The 13,654-nt window shown below is 70.8% G+C and carries 14 protein-coding genes; 4 read left to right on the top strand and 10 right to left on the bottom strand.

Annotated elements, in window-relative coordinates:
- Positions 1–89: 89 nt before the first annotated feature.
- The 3 genes from FR742_RS22755 to FR742_RS22765 are packed head-to-tail and all read right to left on the bottom strand — an operon-like array spanning position 90 to position 2,940.
- Positions 90–503 carry a cytochrome c oxidase subunit 4 gene (locus tag FR742_RS22755; protein WP_148032812.1) on the bottom strand — a complete coding sequence of 138 codons (414 nt, stop codon included), beginning with the start codon at positions 501–503 and terminating at the stop codon, positions 90–92.
- Positions 503–2,176, bottom strand: coding sequence for a cytochrome c oxidase subunit I (ctaD, locus tag FR742_RS22760; protein WP_148032813.1), 1,674 nt, complete (start codon positions 2,174–2,176; stop codon positions 503–505). The genes FR742_RS22755 and ctaD overlap by 1 nt, the downstream gene beginning before the upstream one ends.
- Positions 2,173–2,940, bottom strand: a complete 768-nt coding sequence (locus FR742_RS22765) for a cytochrome c oxidase subunit II (protein WP_246639776.1) — start codon at positions 2,938–2,940, stop codon at positions 2,173–2,175. Before FR742_RS22765 ends, ctaD begins: the two co-directional genes overlap by 4 nt.
- Before the next feature lie 216 nt (positions 2,941–3,156).
- Between FR742_RS22765 and FR742_RS22770 the strand changes: the two genes are divergently transcribed.
- From FR742_RS22770 to FR742_RS22780, 3 genes are all read left to right on the top strand, one after another.
- Positions 3,157–4,290, top strand: a complete 1,134-nt coding sequence (locus FR742_RS22770) for a cysteine desulfurase family protein (RefSeq protein WP_148032815.1) — start codon at positions 3,157–3,159, stop codon at positions 4,288–4,290.
- Positions 4,287–4,532, top strand: coding sequence for a sulfurtransferase TusA family protein (locus FR742_RS22775; protein WP_148032816.1), 246 nt, complete (start codon positions 4,287–4,289; stop codon positions 4,530–4,532). The genes FR742_RS22770 and FR742_RS22775 overlap by 4 nt, the downstream gene beginning before the upstream one ends.
- Before the next feature lie 63 nt (positions 4,533–4,595).
- Positions 4,596–5,012 (top strand): CBS domain-containing protein, encoded by a 417-nt coding sequence (locus tag FR742_RS22780; protein WP_148032817.1) that lies wholly within the window; start codon positions 4,596–4,598, stop codon positions 5,010–5,012.
- Between the two features lie 52 nt (positions 5,013–5,064).
- On the opposite strand, the gene FR742_RS22785 is transcribed toward FR742_RS22780, so the two are convergent.
- A complete protein-coding gene (locus tag FR742_RS22785) occupies positions 5,065–6,051 on the bottom strand; it encodes a carbohydrate kinase family protein (protein ID WP_148032818.1) in 987 nt (328 codons plus the stop codon).
- 116 nt (positions 6,052–6,167) lie between these two features.
- The gene (gene erpA / locus FR742_RS22790) at positions 6,168–6,521 is read right to left on the bottom strand and encodes an iron-sulfur cluster insertion protein ErpA (protein WP_148032819.1); all 354 of its coding nucleotides are present in this window, start codon (positions 6,519–6,521) and stop codon (positions 6,168–6,170) included.
- Between the two features lie 159 nt (positions 6,522–6,680).
- Between erpA and nadA the strand changes: the two genes are divergently transcribed.
- Complete coding sequence (gene nadA, locus FR742_RS22795) at positions 6,681–7,832, top strand: quinolinate synthase NadA (RefSeq protein ID WP_148032820.1); 1,152 nt, start codon at positions 6,681–6,683, stop codon at positions 7,830–7,832.
- On the opposite strand, the gene FR742_RS22800 is transcribed toward nadA, so the two are convergent.
- The 5 genes from FR742_RS22800 to htpX form a co-directional block, all read right to left on the bottom strand.
- A complete protein-coding gene (locus FR742_RS22800) occupies positions 7,829–8,440 on the bottom strand; it encodes an SIMPL domain-containing protein (protein WP_261808685.1) in 612 nt (203 codons plus the stop codon). The genes nadA and FR742_RS22800 overlap by 4 nt on opposite strands.
- Positions 8,441–8,456: 16 nt before the next feature.
- Positions 8,457–10,658, bottom strand: a complete 2,202-nt coding sequence (locus FR742_RS22805; RefSeq protein WP_187281262.1) for a serine/threonine-protein kinase — start codon at positions 10,656–10,658, stop codon at positions 8,457–8,459.
- A gap of 123 nt (positions 10,659–10,781) precedes the next feature.
- Positions 10,782–12,146, bottom strand: coding sequence for an alpha/beta fold hydrolase (locus FR742_RS22810; RefSeq protein ID WP_148032822.1), 1,365 nt, complete (start codon positions 12,144–12,146; stop codon positions 10,782–10,784).
- Between the two features lie 41 nt (positions 12,147–12,187).
- A complete protein-coding gene (locus tag FR742_RS22815) occupies positions 12,188–12,745 on the bottom strand; it encodes a PspA-associated protein PspAB (protein WP_148032823.1) in 558 nt (185 codons plus the stop codon).
- A gap of 5 nt (positions 12,746–12,750) precedes the next feature.
- Entirely contained in the window at positions 12,751–13,650 is a 900-nt protein-coding gene (htpX, locus tag FR742_RS22820; RefSeq protein WP_148032824.1) for a zinc metalloprotease HtpX, read from the bottom strand.
- Positions 13,651–13,654: the final 4 nt, after the last annotated feature.

The following is a 13,654-nucleotide window of genomic DNA, read 5'->3' on the forward strand; positions in this document are numbered from 1 at the left end:
TGATCGTTTGGCCACATCCGCAGTCCAGTAAAGAACACCAAAAAGCGGGCGTCCCCTCTGAAGAAGGACGCCCGCTCATGGACGAGGGGTCAGTGCGAGAAGTGGCCCCGGTAGTACTGGAACACGAACCCGATCATGGCCATGATCACCAGGAACACGCCCATGATGAACATCCACAGGCCGATGACGAACCCGGCGAAGGTGAAGGCGGCGGCCAGGCAGACGAACAGCGGCCACCAGCTGCTGGGGCTGAAGAAGCCGATCTCACCGGCGCCGTCGCTGATGTCGGCCTGCTTGTTGTCCTCCGGCTGGGCGCCGATGCGCCGCGCGGTGAACATCAGGTAGTAGCCGATCATGAACGCGAAGCCGACCGAGATGGCCAGCGCGGTGGTGCCGACCGGCTCGCCCACCCCGGTCGCCGCCTTGGTCCAGAACCAGTAGGCGACGGTGACACCGGCGAAGAACAGGCCGCACAGCAGGAACAGCCAACCTTGGACCTTCATCAGGCCTCCACCTCCGGCGCGGGCTTGGCGGACAGGTGCGGGTACTTGAGGTCGAACGCGGGACGCTCGGACCGGATGGGAGGCAGCTTGGTGAAGTTGTGGCGCGGCGGCGGGCAGGAGGTCGCCCACTCCAGCGAGCCACCGTAGCCCCACGGGTCGTCGACGGTGACCTTGGGCGCCGTGCGCCAGGTCTTCCAGACGTTGTAGAAGAACGGCAGCGTCGAGGCCCCGAGCACGAACGCGCCCACGGACGAGATCATGTTGAGGTCGGTGAAGCCGTCGGCGGCCCCGTAGTCGGCGTAGCGGCGCGGGAAGCCGAGCATGCCCAGCCAGTGCTGCACCAGGAACGTCGCGTGGAAGCCGATGAACAGCAGCCAGAACTGCACCTTGCCGAGCCTGTCGTCGAGCATCTTGCCGGTGAGCTTGGGCCACCAGAAGAAGAACCCGGCGAACATCGCGAACACCACGGTGCCGAACACCACGTAGTGGAAGTGGGCGACGACGAAGTAGGTGTCGCTGATGTGGAAGTCGAGCGGCGGCGAGGCCAGGATGACGCCGGTCAGACCGCCGAGCAGGAACGTCACCAGGAAGCCGATCGAGTAGAGCATCGGCGACTCGAAACTCAGGTGACCGCGCCACATCGTGCCGACCCAGTTGAAGAACTTCACGCCGGTCGGCACCGCGATGAGGAAGGTCATGAACGAGAAGAACGGCAGCAGCACCTGGCCTGTGGGGAACATGTGGTGCGCCCACACGGTCATCGATAGGCCGGCGATGGAGATCGTCGCGGCCACGAGGCTGATGTAGCCGAAGATCGGCTTACGGCTGAAGACCGGCAGGATCTCGGTGATGATGCCGAAGAACGGCAGCGCGATGATGTAGACCTCTGGATGGCCGAAGAACCAGAAGAGGTGCTGCCACAGCATCGGCCCGCCGACCTCGGAGCTGAAGATGTGCGTGCCGAACTTGCGGTCGGACTCCAGCGCGAGCAGCGCGGCGGCCAGCACCGGGAAGGCCATCAGCACGAGCATGCTGGTCAGCAGGATGTTCCAGGTGAAGATCGGCATCCGGAACATGGTCATGCCGGGCGCGCGCATGCAGATGATCGTGGTGATGAAGTTGACCGCGCCGAGGATCGTCGCCAGACCCGACATCGTCAGGCCCATGATCCACAGGTCGCCGCCGATGCCGGGCGAGTAGACCGCGTTGGACAGCGGCGCGTACCCGAACCAGCCGAAGGACGCCGCGCCGCCCGGGGTGAGGAAGCCCGAGACCGCGATGAGGCTGCCGAACAGGTAGAGCCAGTAGCTCACCATGTTGAGCCGCGGGAACGCCACGTCGGGGGCGCCGATCTGCAGCGGCATGACCGCGTTCGCGAAGGCCGCGAACAGCGGCGTCGCGAACATCAGCAGCATGATCGTGCCGTGCATGGTGAACAGCTGGTTGAACTGCTCGTTGCTGGTGAACTGCAGCCCCGGCTGGGCCAGCTCGGCCCTCATGACCAGCGCCATGATGCCGCCGACCAGGAAGAACATGAACGAGGTGATCAGATAGAGGTTGCCGATCACCTTGTGGTCCGTGGAGGACAGCCACTTGGCGATGATCCGGCCCTTGGAGGTGGGCCGGCGCACCGGCGGGGCCGGGGTGGTGATCGGCTCTTGGATGGCGGTCACTGGGCACTCCCCGCCTGGTTGGACGCGACGTACTGGTCGAACTCCTGCTGCGTCACGAGCTTGATCGAGAAGAGCATGCGGCTGTGGTCGACGCCGCACAGCTCGGCGCACCGGCCGGCGTAGACGCCGGGCTTGCTGAGGGTGGTCACCTCGAACTTGCGCCCGGGGTTGTCATCGGGGATGCCGGGGATGATGTCCCGCTTGAACAAGAAGTCGGGCACCCAGAAGGAGTGGATCACATCATCGGTGAAGAGGTCGAACTCCACCTTCTTGTCCACGGGCAGCACGAGCTGCGGACCCTGCTGGTAGTCGCTCACCGGCATGCCGCTCACCGGCTCGGTCGTCTTGCCGTCGGCCGTCGTGGTGGTGAAACGCCAGCTCCACTGGAACGCCTCCACCTTGACCTTCACGTCGGCGTCGCCCGTCACCCGGCTCAGCTCCTCGCTGTCACGGGCGGTGAAGAAGAAGAACACCGACACCATGACGAGCGGCACCAGGGTGTAGAGCATCTCGATCGGCAGGTTGTAGCGAACCTGCGGCGGGAGATCAGCCTTGGCCCTGCGCCTGGTGTGGAAAAGACAGGCCCAGACGATGAGGCCGATGACCACTCCGCCGGTGGCGAGCGCGGCGATCCACGCTCCGTTCCACAGGGCCGTGACGGTCTCACCCTGCTGGGTGATGGCGTCCGGCAGCAGTCCGTTGGACCACTTTGCCTCGGGAACGTCATTTGCACACGCCGTAGCGGAGGCCAGTAGCAACGCCAAAGCGGCGGCGCGCGGCACTCTACGCCGGGCCAACGAACGCCGCGTCGAACGGCGGGTCGGACTCACGGATCGCCTACCCCACAGATGAAGCCCAGGAGTCTCTCCCGGGCGCTCGTATTTCCTGATGCACAGCTGATTGCAGACACATTAGCGCGCAAGTGCCCCGCCCTTCCGCGCGCCCCCTCGATGGCGTGCCATGAGTGGGATCATAGAAGCGTGGCGTACTTCGACGCGGCCTCCACCGAGCCGCTGCATCCCCAGGCACGTGAAGCGCTGCTGGCGGCCATCGACGTCGGCTGGGCCGATCCCGCGCGGCTCTACAACCAGGCCCGCCGTGCCCACCTGCTGCTGGAGCAGGCCCGCACGGAGGTGGCCGAGGCGCTGGGCGCGCGGCCCGACGAGGTGACGTTCACCTCCTCCGGCACGCAGGCCGTGCATCTCGGTCTGCTCGGCACCCTACAGGGCAGGCGGCGGGCGGGCCGCCATCTGGTGACCTCCGCCGTCGAGCATTCCAGCGTGCTGCACGCGGCCCGCCTGCACGAACGCGACGGCGGCAGCGCCGAGCTCGTCGGCGTCGACCGGCTGGGGCGGGTCGACCTGGCGGCCTTCACCGAGGCGGTGGCGCGCCCCGACACGGCCCTGGCCTGCCTGCAGACGGCCAACCACGAGGTCGGCACGGTCCAGCCGGTGGCCGAGGCCGCCGCGGCCTGCCGGCGCCACGGGGTGCCGCTGCTGGTGGACGCGGCGCAGACGGCCGGCCGGATGCCGCTGCCCGAGGGCTGGTCGGTGCTGACGGCCAGCGCACACAAGTGGGGCGGCCCGCCCGGCGTCGGCGTGCTGGCGGTCAGGAAGGGCACCCGGTTCCGCTCGTTCCTGCCGGAGGACGAGCGCGAGCGCAGGCGCGTGCCGGGGTTCGAGAACGTGCCGGGCATCGTGGCGGCGGCCGCCGCGCTGCGCGCGATGACGGCCGACGCCGCCCGGGAACGCTCCAGGCTGTCCGCGCTGGTCGGCAAGATCAGGGAGACGGTGCCGAAGGTGGTGCCGGACGTGGAGGTGATCGGCGACCCGGACGACCGGGCCCCGCACATCGTCACGTTCTCCTGTCTGTACGTCGACGGCGAGGCGCTGCTCACCGAGCTCGACAAGGCCGGATTCGCGGTCTCGTCCGGGAGTTCCTGCACGGCTAGTACGCTTCGTCCATCGCACGTCCTGGAAGCGATGGGCGTGCTCACGCATGGGAATGTCCGGGTGTCACTGCCCAGGGGCGCTTCCGCGGCCGAGGTCGACAGGTTCCTCACCGTGCTGCCCGAGCTGGTGCACCGGATCCGCCAGGACGCAGGAGTCGCATGACCGAGGCCACTCAGCCGGCATTGACGATCGACGCGCTGGGGAAGAAGTGCCCCATCCCGATCATCATGCTCGCCGAGCAGATCAACTACGTCCCGCTCAACGCCGTGGTGGCCGTGCTGGCCGACGACCCGGCCGCCTTCACCGACGTGCCGGCCTGGTGCCGGCTCAAGTCCCACCGCCATGTGGGCTCGTACGAGCTGCCCCAGGGGGGCTGGGCGATCCACGTGCGGCGCAACTACTGAGCCGCCCTGTACGGGGTAGCGGCCCCTTGGAGAGGAAGCAGCACTTCTTCGAGGGGGAGAGACATGAGCGACACCGCCGGCGACCTGATGAGCCAAGGGGTCGAGTGCATCCAGTCACACGAGACGCTCGACCGGGCCGCGCAGCTCATGCGCGAGCTCGGGGTGGGCGCGCTGCCGGTATGCCTGGACGATCGGGTGACCGGCATCATCACCGACCGCGACATCGTGGTGGAGTGCGTGGCCACGGGCCACGACCCGTCCCGCGTGCGGGCCGGCGACCTGGCGACCGGGCTGGTGTGGATACCGGCCGACGCGACGGTCGAGGAGGCTCTGGCGCGCATGGAGGAGCACCAGATCAGGCGGCTCCCGGTGATGCGCGACCACCGCATGGTCGGCATGATCAGCGAAGCCGACCTGGCCCGCCACCTGCCCGACGACCAGCTCGCCGAGTTCGTCCACCGGGTCTACGCGGGGACCTGACCGTACGGAAGGACACCGCGCCCCCGCCGCCCGCGGCGGGGGCGCGCCCGTGTCAGGGGTGGTAGCAGCGGATGTGCGGGGCGATCTCGGCGGCGGCGTCGGTGCCGTAGGCCTCGGTGAAACGGTCCAGGAAGACCTTCTGGCCGAGCTCGTACTCCTGGCCGCCGACGCGCTCCAGCACGTGGGTGGCCGTCAGGTTGCCGATCTGGCCGCACCTCTCCAGCGGCAGCCCCCAGGCCAGACCCGCCAGGAACCCCGCGCGGAAGGCGTCGCCGACGCCCGTCGGGTCGACCTTGCCCCGCTCGGGGGCGGGGGCGACGTGGATGGAGGGCTCGCCCTCGCGGTCGATGACCGCGCCCTTGGGGCCGAGCGTGGTGACGCGGACGCCGACCCTGCTCAGCACCTCCTCGTCGGACCAGCCCGTCTTCTGCTCGATCAGGCCCTTCTCGTAGTCGTTGGAGAAGAGGTAGGCGGCGCCGTCGACGAGCTGGCGGATCTGCTCGTCGGCCATGCGGGCGAGCTGCTGGGAGATGTCGGCGGCGAACGGGATGCCGCGGTGGCGGCACTCGTCGGTGTGGCGGAGCATGCCGTCGGGGTCGTTGGGGCCGACGAGCACCAGGTCCAGGCCGCCCACCCGGCTGGCGACGGGCTGCAGCTCGATCAGCCGCGCCTCGGCCATCGCGCCGGTGTAGAAGGACGCGATCTGGTTGTGGTTGTCGTCGGTGGTGCACAGGAACCGCGCCGTGTGCTGCGTCTCGGAGACGTGCACCGACTCGCAGTCGACGCCGTGGCGCTCCAGCCAGGAGCGGTAGTCGGCGAAGTCGTTGCCGACCGCGCCGACCAGGAAGGGCCGCAGACCCAGGCAGGCCATGCCGAAGGCGATGTTGGCCGCACAGCCGCCACGCCGGATCTGCAGGTCGTCGACCAGGAACGACAGCGACACCCGGTCGAGCTGCTCGGCGATGAGCTGATCGCCGAAGCTGCCGGGAAAGGTCATCAGGTGGTCAGTCGCGATGGAGCCGGTGACGGCGATGCGCACGGGATTCTTCTTCCTCGTTGTCAGCAAGCCAGTTGAGCCCCACGAGGATACGCGAAGGCCCCGCCCGCACAAAGACGGATCGGGGCCCCCGGTGCCCGATCGGGCGGGCTGATCGACTAGTTGAACGAGTCGCCACAGGCACAGGAGCCGGTGGCGTTCGGGTTGTCGATGGTGAAGCCCTGCTTCTCGATGGTGTCGACGAAGTCGATGGTGGCGCCCATCAGGTAGGGAGCGCTCATCCGGTCGGTGACCACGCCCACTCCGTCGAAGTCGGTCACGACATCGCCGTCCATCGAACGGTCATCGAAGAAGAGCTGGTAACGCAGCCCGGAGCAACCACCCGGCTGCACGGCAACGCGCAGCTGCAGACCTTCTTCGCCCTGCTGCTCCAGCAGGGACTTGACCTTGGTCGCGGCCGCCTCGGTCAGGACCAGGCCCTGTGCCGTGGTCTCGCTGCTCTCAACCGTCATCTGCTGACTCCCTAACCGGGTCTGTTTCCGACGTCCTACTAATGACGCTACCAACACCGGGGGGATGCCACACATTCCCACCTCGCTCCCCCCGGGACAAATCGGTCGTACGGGTATGACATGATGTATGCGTCACTTAGACGATAAGGGGGCAGGGCGATGACCACCCAGACGGGACTTCCGCTCTTCGTGCTCGGACGGAGCGCCGATCCGCACAGCGAGAAAGGGGTCGACTGCCCCGGCGAGCTGCCACCGGCCTCAGACCCCCAGCTGGTCGAACGGGCCCGTAAGGCCAAGGAGGCGCTCGGCGACCGCCTGTTCGTGCTGGGCCACCACTACCAGCGCGACGAGGTGATCCAGTTCGCCGACGTCACCGGCGACTCGTTCAAGCTGGCGCAGCAGGCCGCCGCCCGGCCTCAGGCCGAGTACATCGTGTTCTGCGGCGTGCACTTCATGGCCGAGTCGGCCGACATCCTGACCACCGGCTCGCAGAAGGTGGTGCTGCCGGACCTGGCCGCGGGCTGCTCGATGGCCGACATGGCCACCTTCGACCAGGTCGAGGAGGCCTGGGAGGCGCTGGAGGACGCCGGGCTGGCCGGCAGCGTGGTCCCGGTCACGTACATGAACTCCAGCGCCGACATCAAGGCGTTCTGCGGGCGCAACGGCGGCGTGGTGTGCACCTCGTCCAACGCGCGCCGCGCCCTGACGTGGGCGTTCGAGCAGGGCGAGAAGGTGCTGTTCCTGCCCGACCAGCACCTCGGCCGCAACACGGCCGTGCTGGAGATGGGCCTGTCGCTCGACGACTGCGTGGTGTGGAACCCGCACCGCCCCAACGGCGGGCTGACCACCGAGCAGCTGGAGCGGGCGCGCATGATCCTGTGGCGCGGCCACTGCTCGGTGCACGGCCGCTTCACGGCCGAGTCGGTGGACGACGTGCGCGAGCGCATCCCCGGCGTCAACGTGCTGGTGCACCCGGAGTGCCGGCACGAGGTGGTGCTCAAGGCCGACCACGTGGGCTCCACCGAGCACATCATCAAGACGCTGCGCGAGGCGCCCGCCGGGTCGGCCTGGGCCATCGGCACCGAGCTCAACCTGGTCAAGCGGCTGGCCCAGATGTTCCCGGACAAGAGCGTGTCGTTCCTGGACCGTACGGTCTGCTACTGCTCGACCATGAATCGGATCGACCTGCCGCACCTGGTGTGGGCGCTGGAGTCGCTGGCGCTCGGCGACGTGGTCAACCAGATCACCGTCGACGAGGACACCGCCCACTGGGCGCGGGTCGCCCTGGACCGGATGCTCGCCCTGGCCTAGTCGCCGAAGTCGTAGCCGACCCGGACGGTGACGTGCACCGCCTGCCGTCCGGGGCTCACCGAATCCTGCGCCTCGGCCGCCATCGTGCGCGCCATGGGCCTCGGCGGCGCGCCGGACTCCTCGCTGACCGACACCACCCGGCCGAGCGGCCGCCCGGCCAGCCCGGCGTACTGCCCGGCCTTGGCCGCGGCCTGCCGGAACGCCTCGTCCCTGGCCGTCGCCAGCGCGGCGTCCGGGTCGGACACCTCGAACGCGATCCCGTTCAGCCTGGCCTCCTCCCCCACGCCGGCCACCGTGTCGATGACATGGTCGGCCCGCGCCAGGTCGCGGACCACCGCCTCCACGCCCTGCGCCGCCCGGTAGGCCGACACCTTGGGGTACGCCTCGTACTCGGGGCCGAGCGACAGCTCGGTGGTGCGCAGGTCGTGGGCCGCGACACCGGCCCCGCGAAGCGCCTCGGCCAGCCGGGCCGCGGCGGCCCTGGCCCCCGCGAACGCCTCGGCAGCCGACTGCCTGCGCACCTCGACGCCCGTGTGCAGGCGCATCACGTCCGGCACGGCGTCGGCCGCGCCCTCTCCGATCACGGTGATGTCCGCGGTGATGTCCACGAGGGCCCTCCGGCCTCTAGGGTGTTCCCCTGCTGAATCGGAATGCCATTTTGTCGAACTCTGACCGCTTCGGGGCGGTCGCGAGCACCCTCTGTACCTTCCCCGACAGGTCGATCACCACGGCCTCGAACCCGGCGCCCTTGGCCCGCCACACGGCCAGGTGCTCGTCGTCCCACCAGCCGATCAGCCTCTCGCTGGTGAACGGCACCCGGTCGGCCTCGCCGTCGCCGCCGGTGGGGTGCGCGCAGATGGTGGCGGAGGCGGGCGCGCAGTGGGCGAGGAACCGGTCGCCGCCGGGCGACACGTCGTCGCCTTCCACCCACACCGGCTCGCCCGCCTTCGGCAGGGTGCGCAGCTTCCCGCCGTTCAGGTCGTAGAACGTCATCCGGCCGTTCACCCAGGTGCCGACCTCGTCACCGCCGGAGTTCCAGAAGAACCGCCACTCGCCCGCGCCCTTCTGCTTGATCTCGTACGTGCGCGCGGTGCCGGCGTCCACGTCGACGATGCCGTACCCGTACTCGACGCTCTCGGAGTCGGTGGCCCGGTACAGGGTGACCAGGGCGAGCTTTCCGTCGGGCGACCAGCGCGGGGTGGTGGGGAAGATCGGGGCGTCGCTGACCTCGATGGCGCGCCTGTCCCCGGTGCGGTGGTCGATGACCGACAGCAGCGCCTTGCGGCCGGTGCTGTAGTCGACGTCGGTGCCGAGCGCCCGGCTGCCGTCGTGGTTGAGCACGTACTCGAAGTAGCGCGAGTCGCGGCCGAACCGGTCGGTGCCGGGCTGCCTGACGTAGAGCTTCTTGCCGCTCTCCGTGGTGTACGAGGCCAGCTTGATGGGGTCGGAGGACCGCTCCTCCAGCTCGACGGAGGTCTCGGGGAGCCGGATCGTCCTGGCCTCCGGCGTGGGGGTCGGCGTGGGCGTGGGCGCCGCGCTGGTGGCGGCCTGCGTGGGGGACGGCGTGGGCGTCGCGTCGGGCAGGGCCAGCCTGCTCACCACGAAGGCGCCGGCGGCCACGAGCACGACCGTGGCCACGGCGGCGCCCGCCACGATCCATCCGGTCCCGCGCCCCTTGCCCGGGCGCGTGGGGGGAGGATACGGCCCGTGCCCGTACGGCCCGTGCGGCCCGTGCGGCCCGTACGGCGCCTGGCCGGGGCCGGTGGGGCGCGGCGCGTGGCCGGGCCCGGCCGCGGCGGCGCTCCCCTGCCACAGCAGCCCCGCCGCGTCCGCCCCGTACCCGCCCTGATACGGACCTGGAGCGCCGCTCCCGGAGAACCCGCCGGGCACACCGGCGCCGCCCGGTAAGGAGCCGGCGGGCATGCCGGGACCACCCGGGTACGGACCCGAACCCCCGGCCGCTCCCGGAGCGGAGAAGCCGCCCATGACACCCGCGCCACCCGGGAAGGACCCGGCAGGCGTCCCCGGACCCGCGGGGTTCGCCCACGGGGCGTCCTGCGACTGGCCCAGGAGGCGCATCAGCGCCTGCTGGGCGGTGGGCCGCCGGGACGGGTCCTTGGCCAGGCAGTCGGCCGCCAGCGAACGCAGCGCCGGGTCGGCGATGACGCCGACGTCCGCATCGGTGTTCATGATCCGGTTCACCACCGCCGGGACGCTGTCCTGGCCGAACGGCGCTTGCCCCGAGGCCGCGTACAGCAGCGTGCACGCCCAGGCGAACATGTCCGCCGCCGCTCCCGGGCTCCCGGCGCTGAACTGCTCCGGCGCCATGAACGACGGCGTCCCGATCGCGCTGGCCGTGAGCGTGGAGGTCAGGTCGAGCGCCTTCGCGATGCCGAAGTCGATCACCCGGGGCCCGTCGGAGGCCAGCACCACGTTGGACGGCTTGAAGTCCCGGTGCACGATCCCGGCCTGGTGGATGGCCACCAGCGCGGTGACGGTGCCGATGGCCAGCCGGTGCAGCGAGGTGCCGGACCGCGGTCCCTCGGTCCGCACCACGTCGGCCAGCGTGGGGCCGTCGATGTACTCGCTGACGATGTACGGGCGCCCGTTGACCAGCCCCGTCTCGATCATCTGGGCGGTGCAGAACGGCGACACCCGCCGGGCCAGCTCGACCTCGCGGACGAACCGTACCGACGCCTCCTCGTCCCCGGCCAGGTCGGTGCGGAGCAGTTTGACCGCCACCCTGGCTCCGTCGGGGGCGGTCGCGAGGAAGACGAGGCCCTGCCCGCCTTCACCGATCCGTCCGGCCAGCGTGTACGCCCCCACCGAGGCAGGGTCCCCTGGGCGCAGAGGCGCGAGGTCCGGCACGATATTCCCCACATGTGGCCTACGTCATGACTTCTGGACATTGTCGCGGCTCGCGGCGGTCCGCGTCACCTTTTCACGCCGTCAGACCGCGTCGGCGATGGCCCGCAACGCGTGCGGACGCAGCCGCAGCCCCGGTGCGGACCGGTGGGCGGGCAGGTGCACGAGGCGCGCGTTCAGCTGCGCGGCCAGCCGCTCCGGGCAGCCCGCGGACCTCCGCCGCGTGCGGATCACGGTCACGGGCACGGCGGGCAGGCGATGCTCGGCCCTGATCTCGCGCAGCTCGACGGCCATGTCGCGGCGGGCCAGCCACTCCCCCGCGATCGCGGCGGCCACCCGCCCGCCCCGGTAGAGCCGGTGGGTGTCGGCGCAGCCCGCGATCAGCCGGTGCGCCACCGGCCCGGCCAGGCGGGCCAGCGCGGCCGCGCCCCACGTGCCGCCCAGCGCGGGCAGCCACGCGCCGAGCGCCCGCCCGATCGAGGAGGTGCCGCGCCCCGGCGGAGGCGGGCAGGCCGGGTCCACGAGCACGAGCCGGGCCACGCGCAGCGGGTGCAGCCGGGCGAACGCCTCGGCGTGCCAGGCGGCGACGGCGTGCGCGACCACCGTGACCCGTTCGGGGTGCTCCGGGGCGAGCGCGGCCAGCCGCGCCGCCTCGCCGTGCAGGGTCGGAGGTACGGGGGACGCGGGGCTCAGCCCGAGCCCCGGGCGGTCGAACCGGATGACGAGGCGGTCACGCGCCAGGTCGGCGGCGATCGCGTCCCAGTGGCACCAGGCGCCGCCCGGACCGCAGGCGATCAGCACGGCCGGGCCCGAGCCCTCCCGGACGACGTGCAGGGGGCCGGGCATCAGGACGGTGGCTTCCGATTCGAGCAGCCGTACGGCCACGTACACCAGCCAGACGGCGACCAGCGTGACCAGCCCCCGCTGGGCGAGCCCGGCGAGCTGGCCGGAGGCGGCCGTCACCAGGGTCAGCACGCCGGCGACGGCGGTCAGCCCGGTCAGCAGCCACGCCCCGGTGGCGCGCCAGCGGGCGCTGAGCACCGCCATGGAGACCGGCACGGCGACCGCGGCGAGCACGGCGGCGGCGACGTGCGCGCGGTGGGAGAGGGTGGCGGGGACGCAGGCCGGGTCGCTGAGCACGGCGCAGTCCATCGGGAACAGGCCGGCGAGCGCGGTCAGCAGGCCGGCCGAGGCCAGCGCGAGCCAGCCCTGCCACTCCTGGCGCACCCGGGGCGCGAGCGCCACGCCGGCCAGGCAGGCCAGCCCGGCCAGCACGTCGCTGACCCTGAACAGGCGCGTCCACTCCTGGTCGCGGGCCGCGAGCTCGCCGACGTAGCCGTGGGCCCTGTCGACCCGCGGCGTCGTCAGCTGGCCGGTGACCCACGCGCTGGACAGCAGCGCGGCCCCGATGAACGCGGACGCGGCCAGCACGCACAACCTTCGCTCCACGTGATGATTACATCACCGTGGGCGACGGGGGCCGGGAAGCGTCAGAGCCCGGGAGCGCCCCAGACCGGGAACCAGCGGCTGAGGTCCTCCTCCAGCGGCAGCTCGCCGTCGAGCACCCCGCGCGCCTGCAGCTCCAGAGCGTTGTCGCGGCGCTGTCCCGACAGCGGCGCGAACGGGTAGAAGGTGCCGCGCTTGTAGAGGTAGACGACGGCCAGCCGCCTGCCGTCGGGGTCGGCGAACGACACCAGCGAGCACAGCAGCGACGGGCCGAACCCGGCGTCCTCCAGCGAGGAGTTGACCGCGTGCAGCTCGGTGACCAGGTCGCCGACCGCGTCGGGCGCCCGGCGCACCAGCAGCCAGGTGTAGCCGTAGCTGTCGGTGAACTCCTCCACCCGGCCGCCGAGCAGGTCCTTGACGTCGCGCTCCAGGGTGGCGAAGGCGCCGCCCTCGGCCGCGCGGAACGACACCGAGCCGGTGCCGGTCGGCACCATGCCGGTCGCCGCCTGGAGGGTCACGGCCGCCGACGGCAGTGCGAACAACGCGTCGAGATCGGGTTTGACCGGCTTCGTCCGGCCCAGGATGGCATCGAGCCAACCCATCGCGCTCAGCCCCTTCCGAGTTGGTTGGAGATCTTCGCGAGCTGGTCCAGCCGTCGCTCCAGCGGCGGGTGGGTGGAGAACAGGTTGGCCAGCGTCTCCCCCTTGGCCCGGGCGGGCGCGAAGTAGAACGCGTTGAACGGCTCCGCGTCGCGCAGATCGCGGGTGGGGATCCTGGCCATGTCCCCGGAGATCTTGACCAGCGCGCTCGACAGGGCCGACGGCTGCTGGGTGAGCAGCGCGGCCGCCCGGTCGGCCGACAGTTCGCGGTAGCGCGACAGTGCTCGCGTGAGCAGGAAGCTGACCGCGTACACCACGATCGAGACGACCATGACGATCAGCCCGATGGGCAGGCCGCCCTGGCCGTTGCCGCGGCGGTTGCCGAGCCCGGTATAGAGTGCGACGCGCGTCATCAGCCCGGCCACGATGCCCAGGAACGACGCGATCGTCATCACCACCACGTCGCGGTGGGCGACGTGCGACAGCTCGTGGGCCAGCACCCCTTCGAGCTCGCGCGGCTCCAGTCTGCGCAGGATGCCGGTCGTCACGCAGACGACGGCCTTCTTGCGGTTGCGCCCGGTGGCGAACGCGTTGGGGACGTCTGACTGCGCGATCGCCACCCGGGGCTTGGGCATGTCGGCCATCGCGCACAGCCGATCGATCATGCCGTGGAGCTCGGGGGCCTCCTGGGGCGAGACCTCCCGGCCGTGCATCGCGAACAGCGCGATGCGGTCGGACAGGAAGTACTGCACGAACAGCAGGACCCCCGCGATCACCAGCACGGTGACCGCCTGCGCCCCCAAGGCGATGAGGACGCCGACGAACACCACGTAGAGCAGGCCGAGAAGGAACATCGTCGCGACCATCCGGCGGGTGAGGCCGCTGTCGGGCGCGAACCTGGTCTTCATCGGC

This window comes from Nonomuraea sp. C10 (assembly GCF_008017515.1).
Classification (GTDB): domain Bacteria; phylum Actinomycetota; class Actinomycetes; order Streptosporangiales; family Streptosporangiaceae; genus Nonomuraea; species Nonomuraea ferruginea.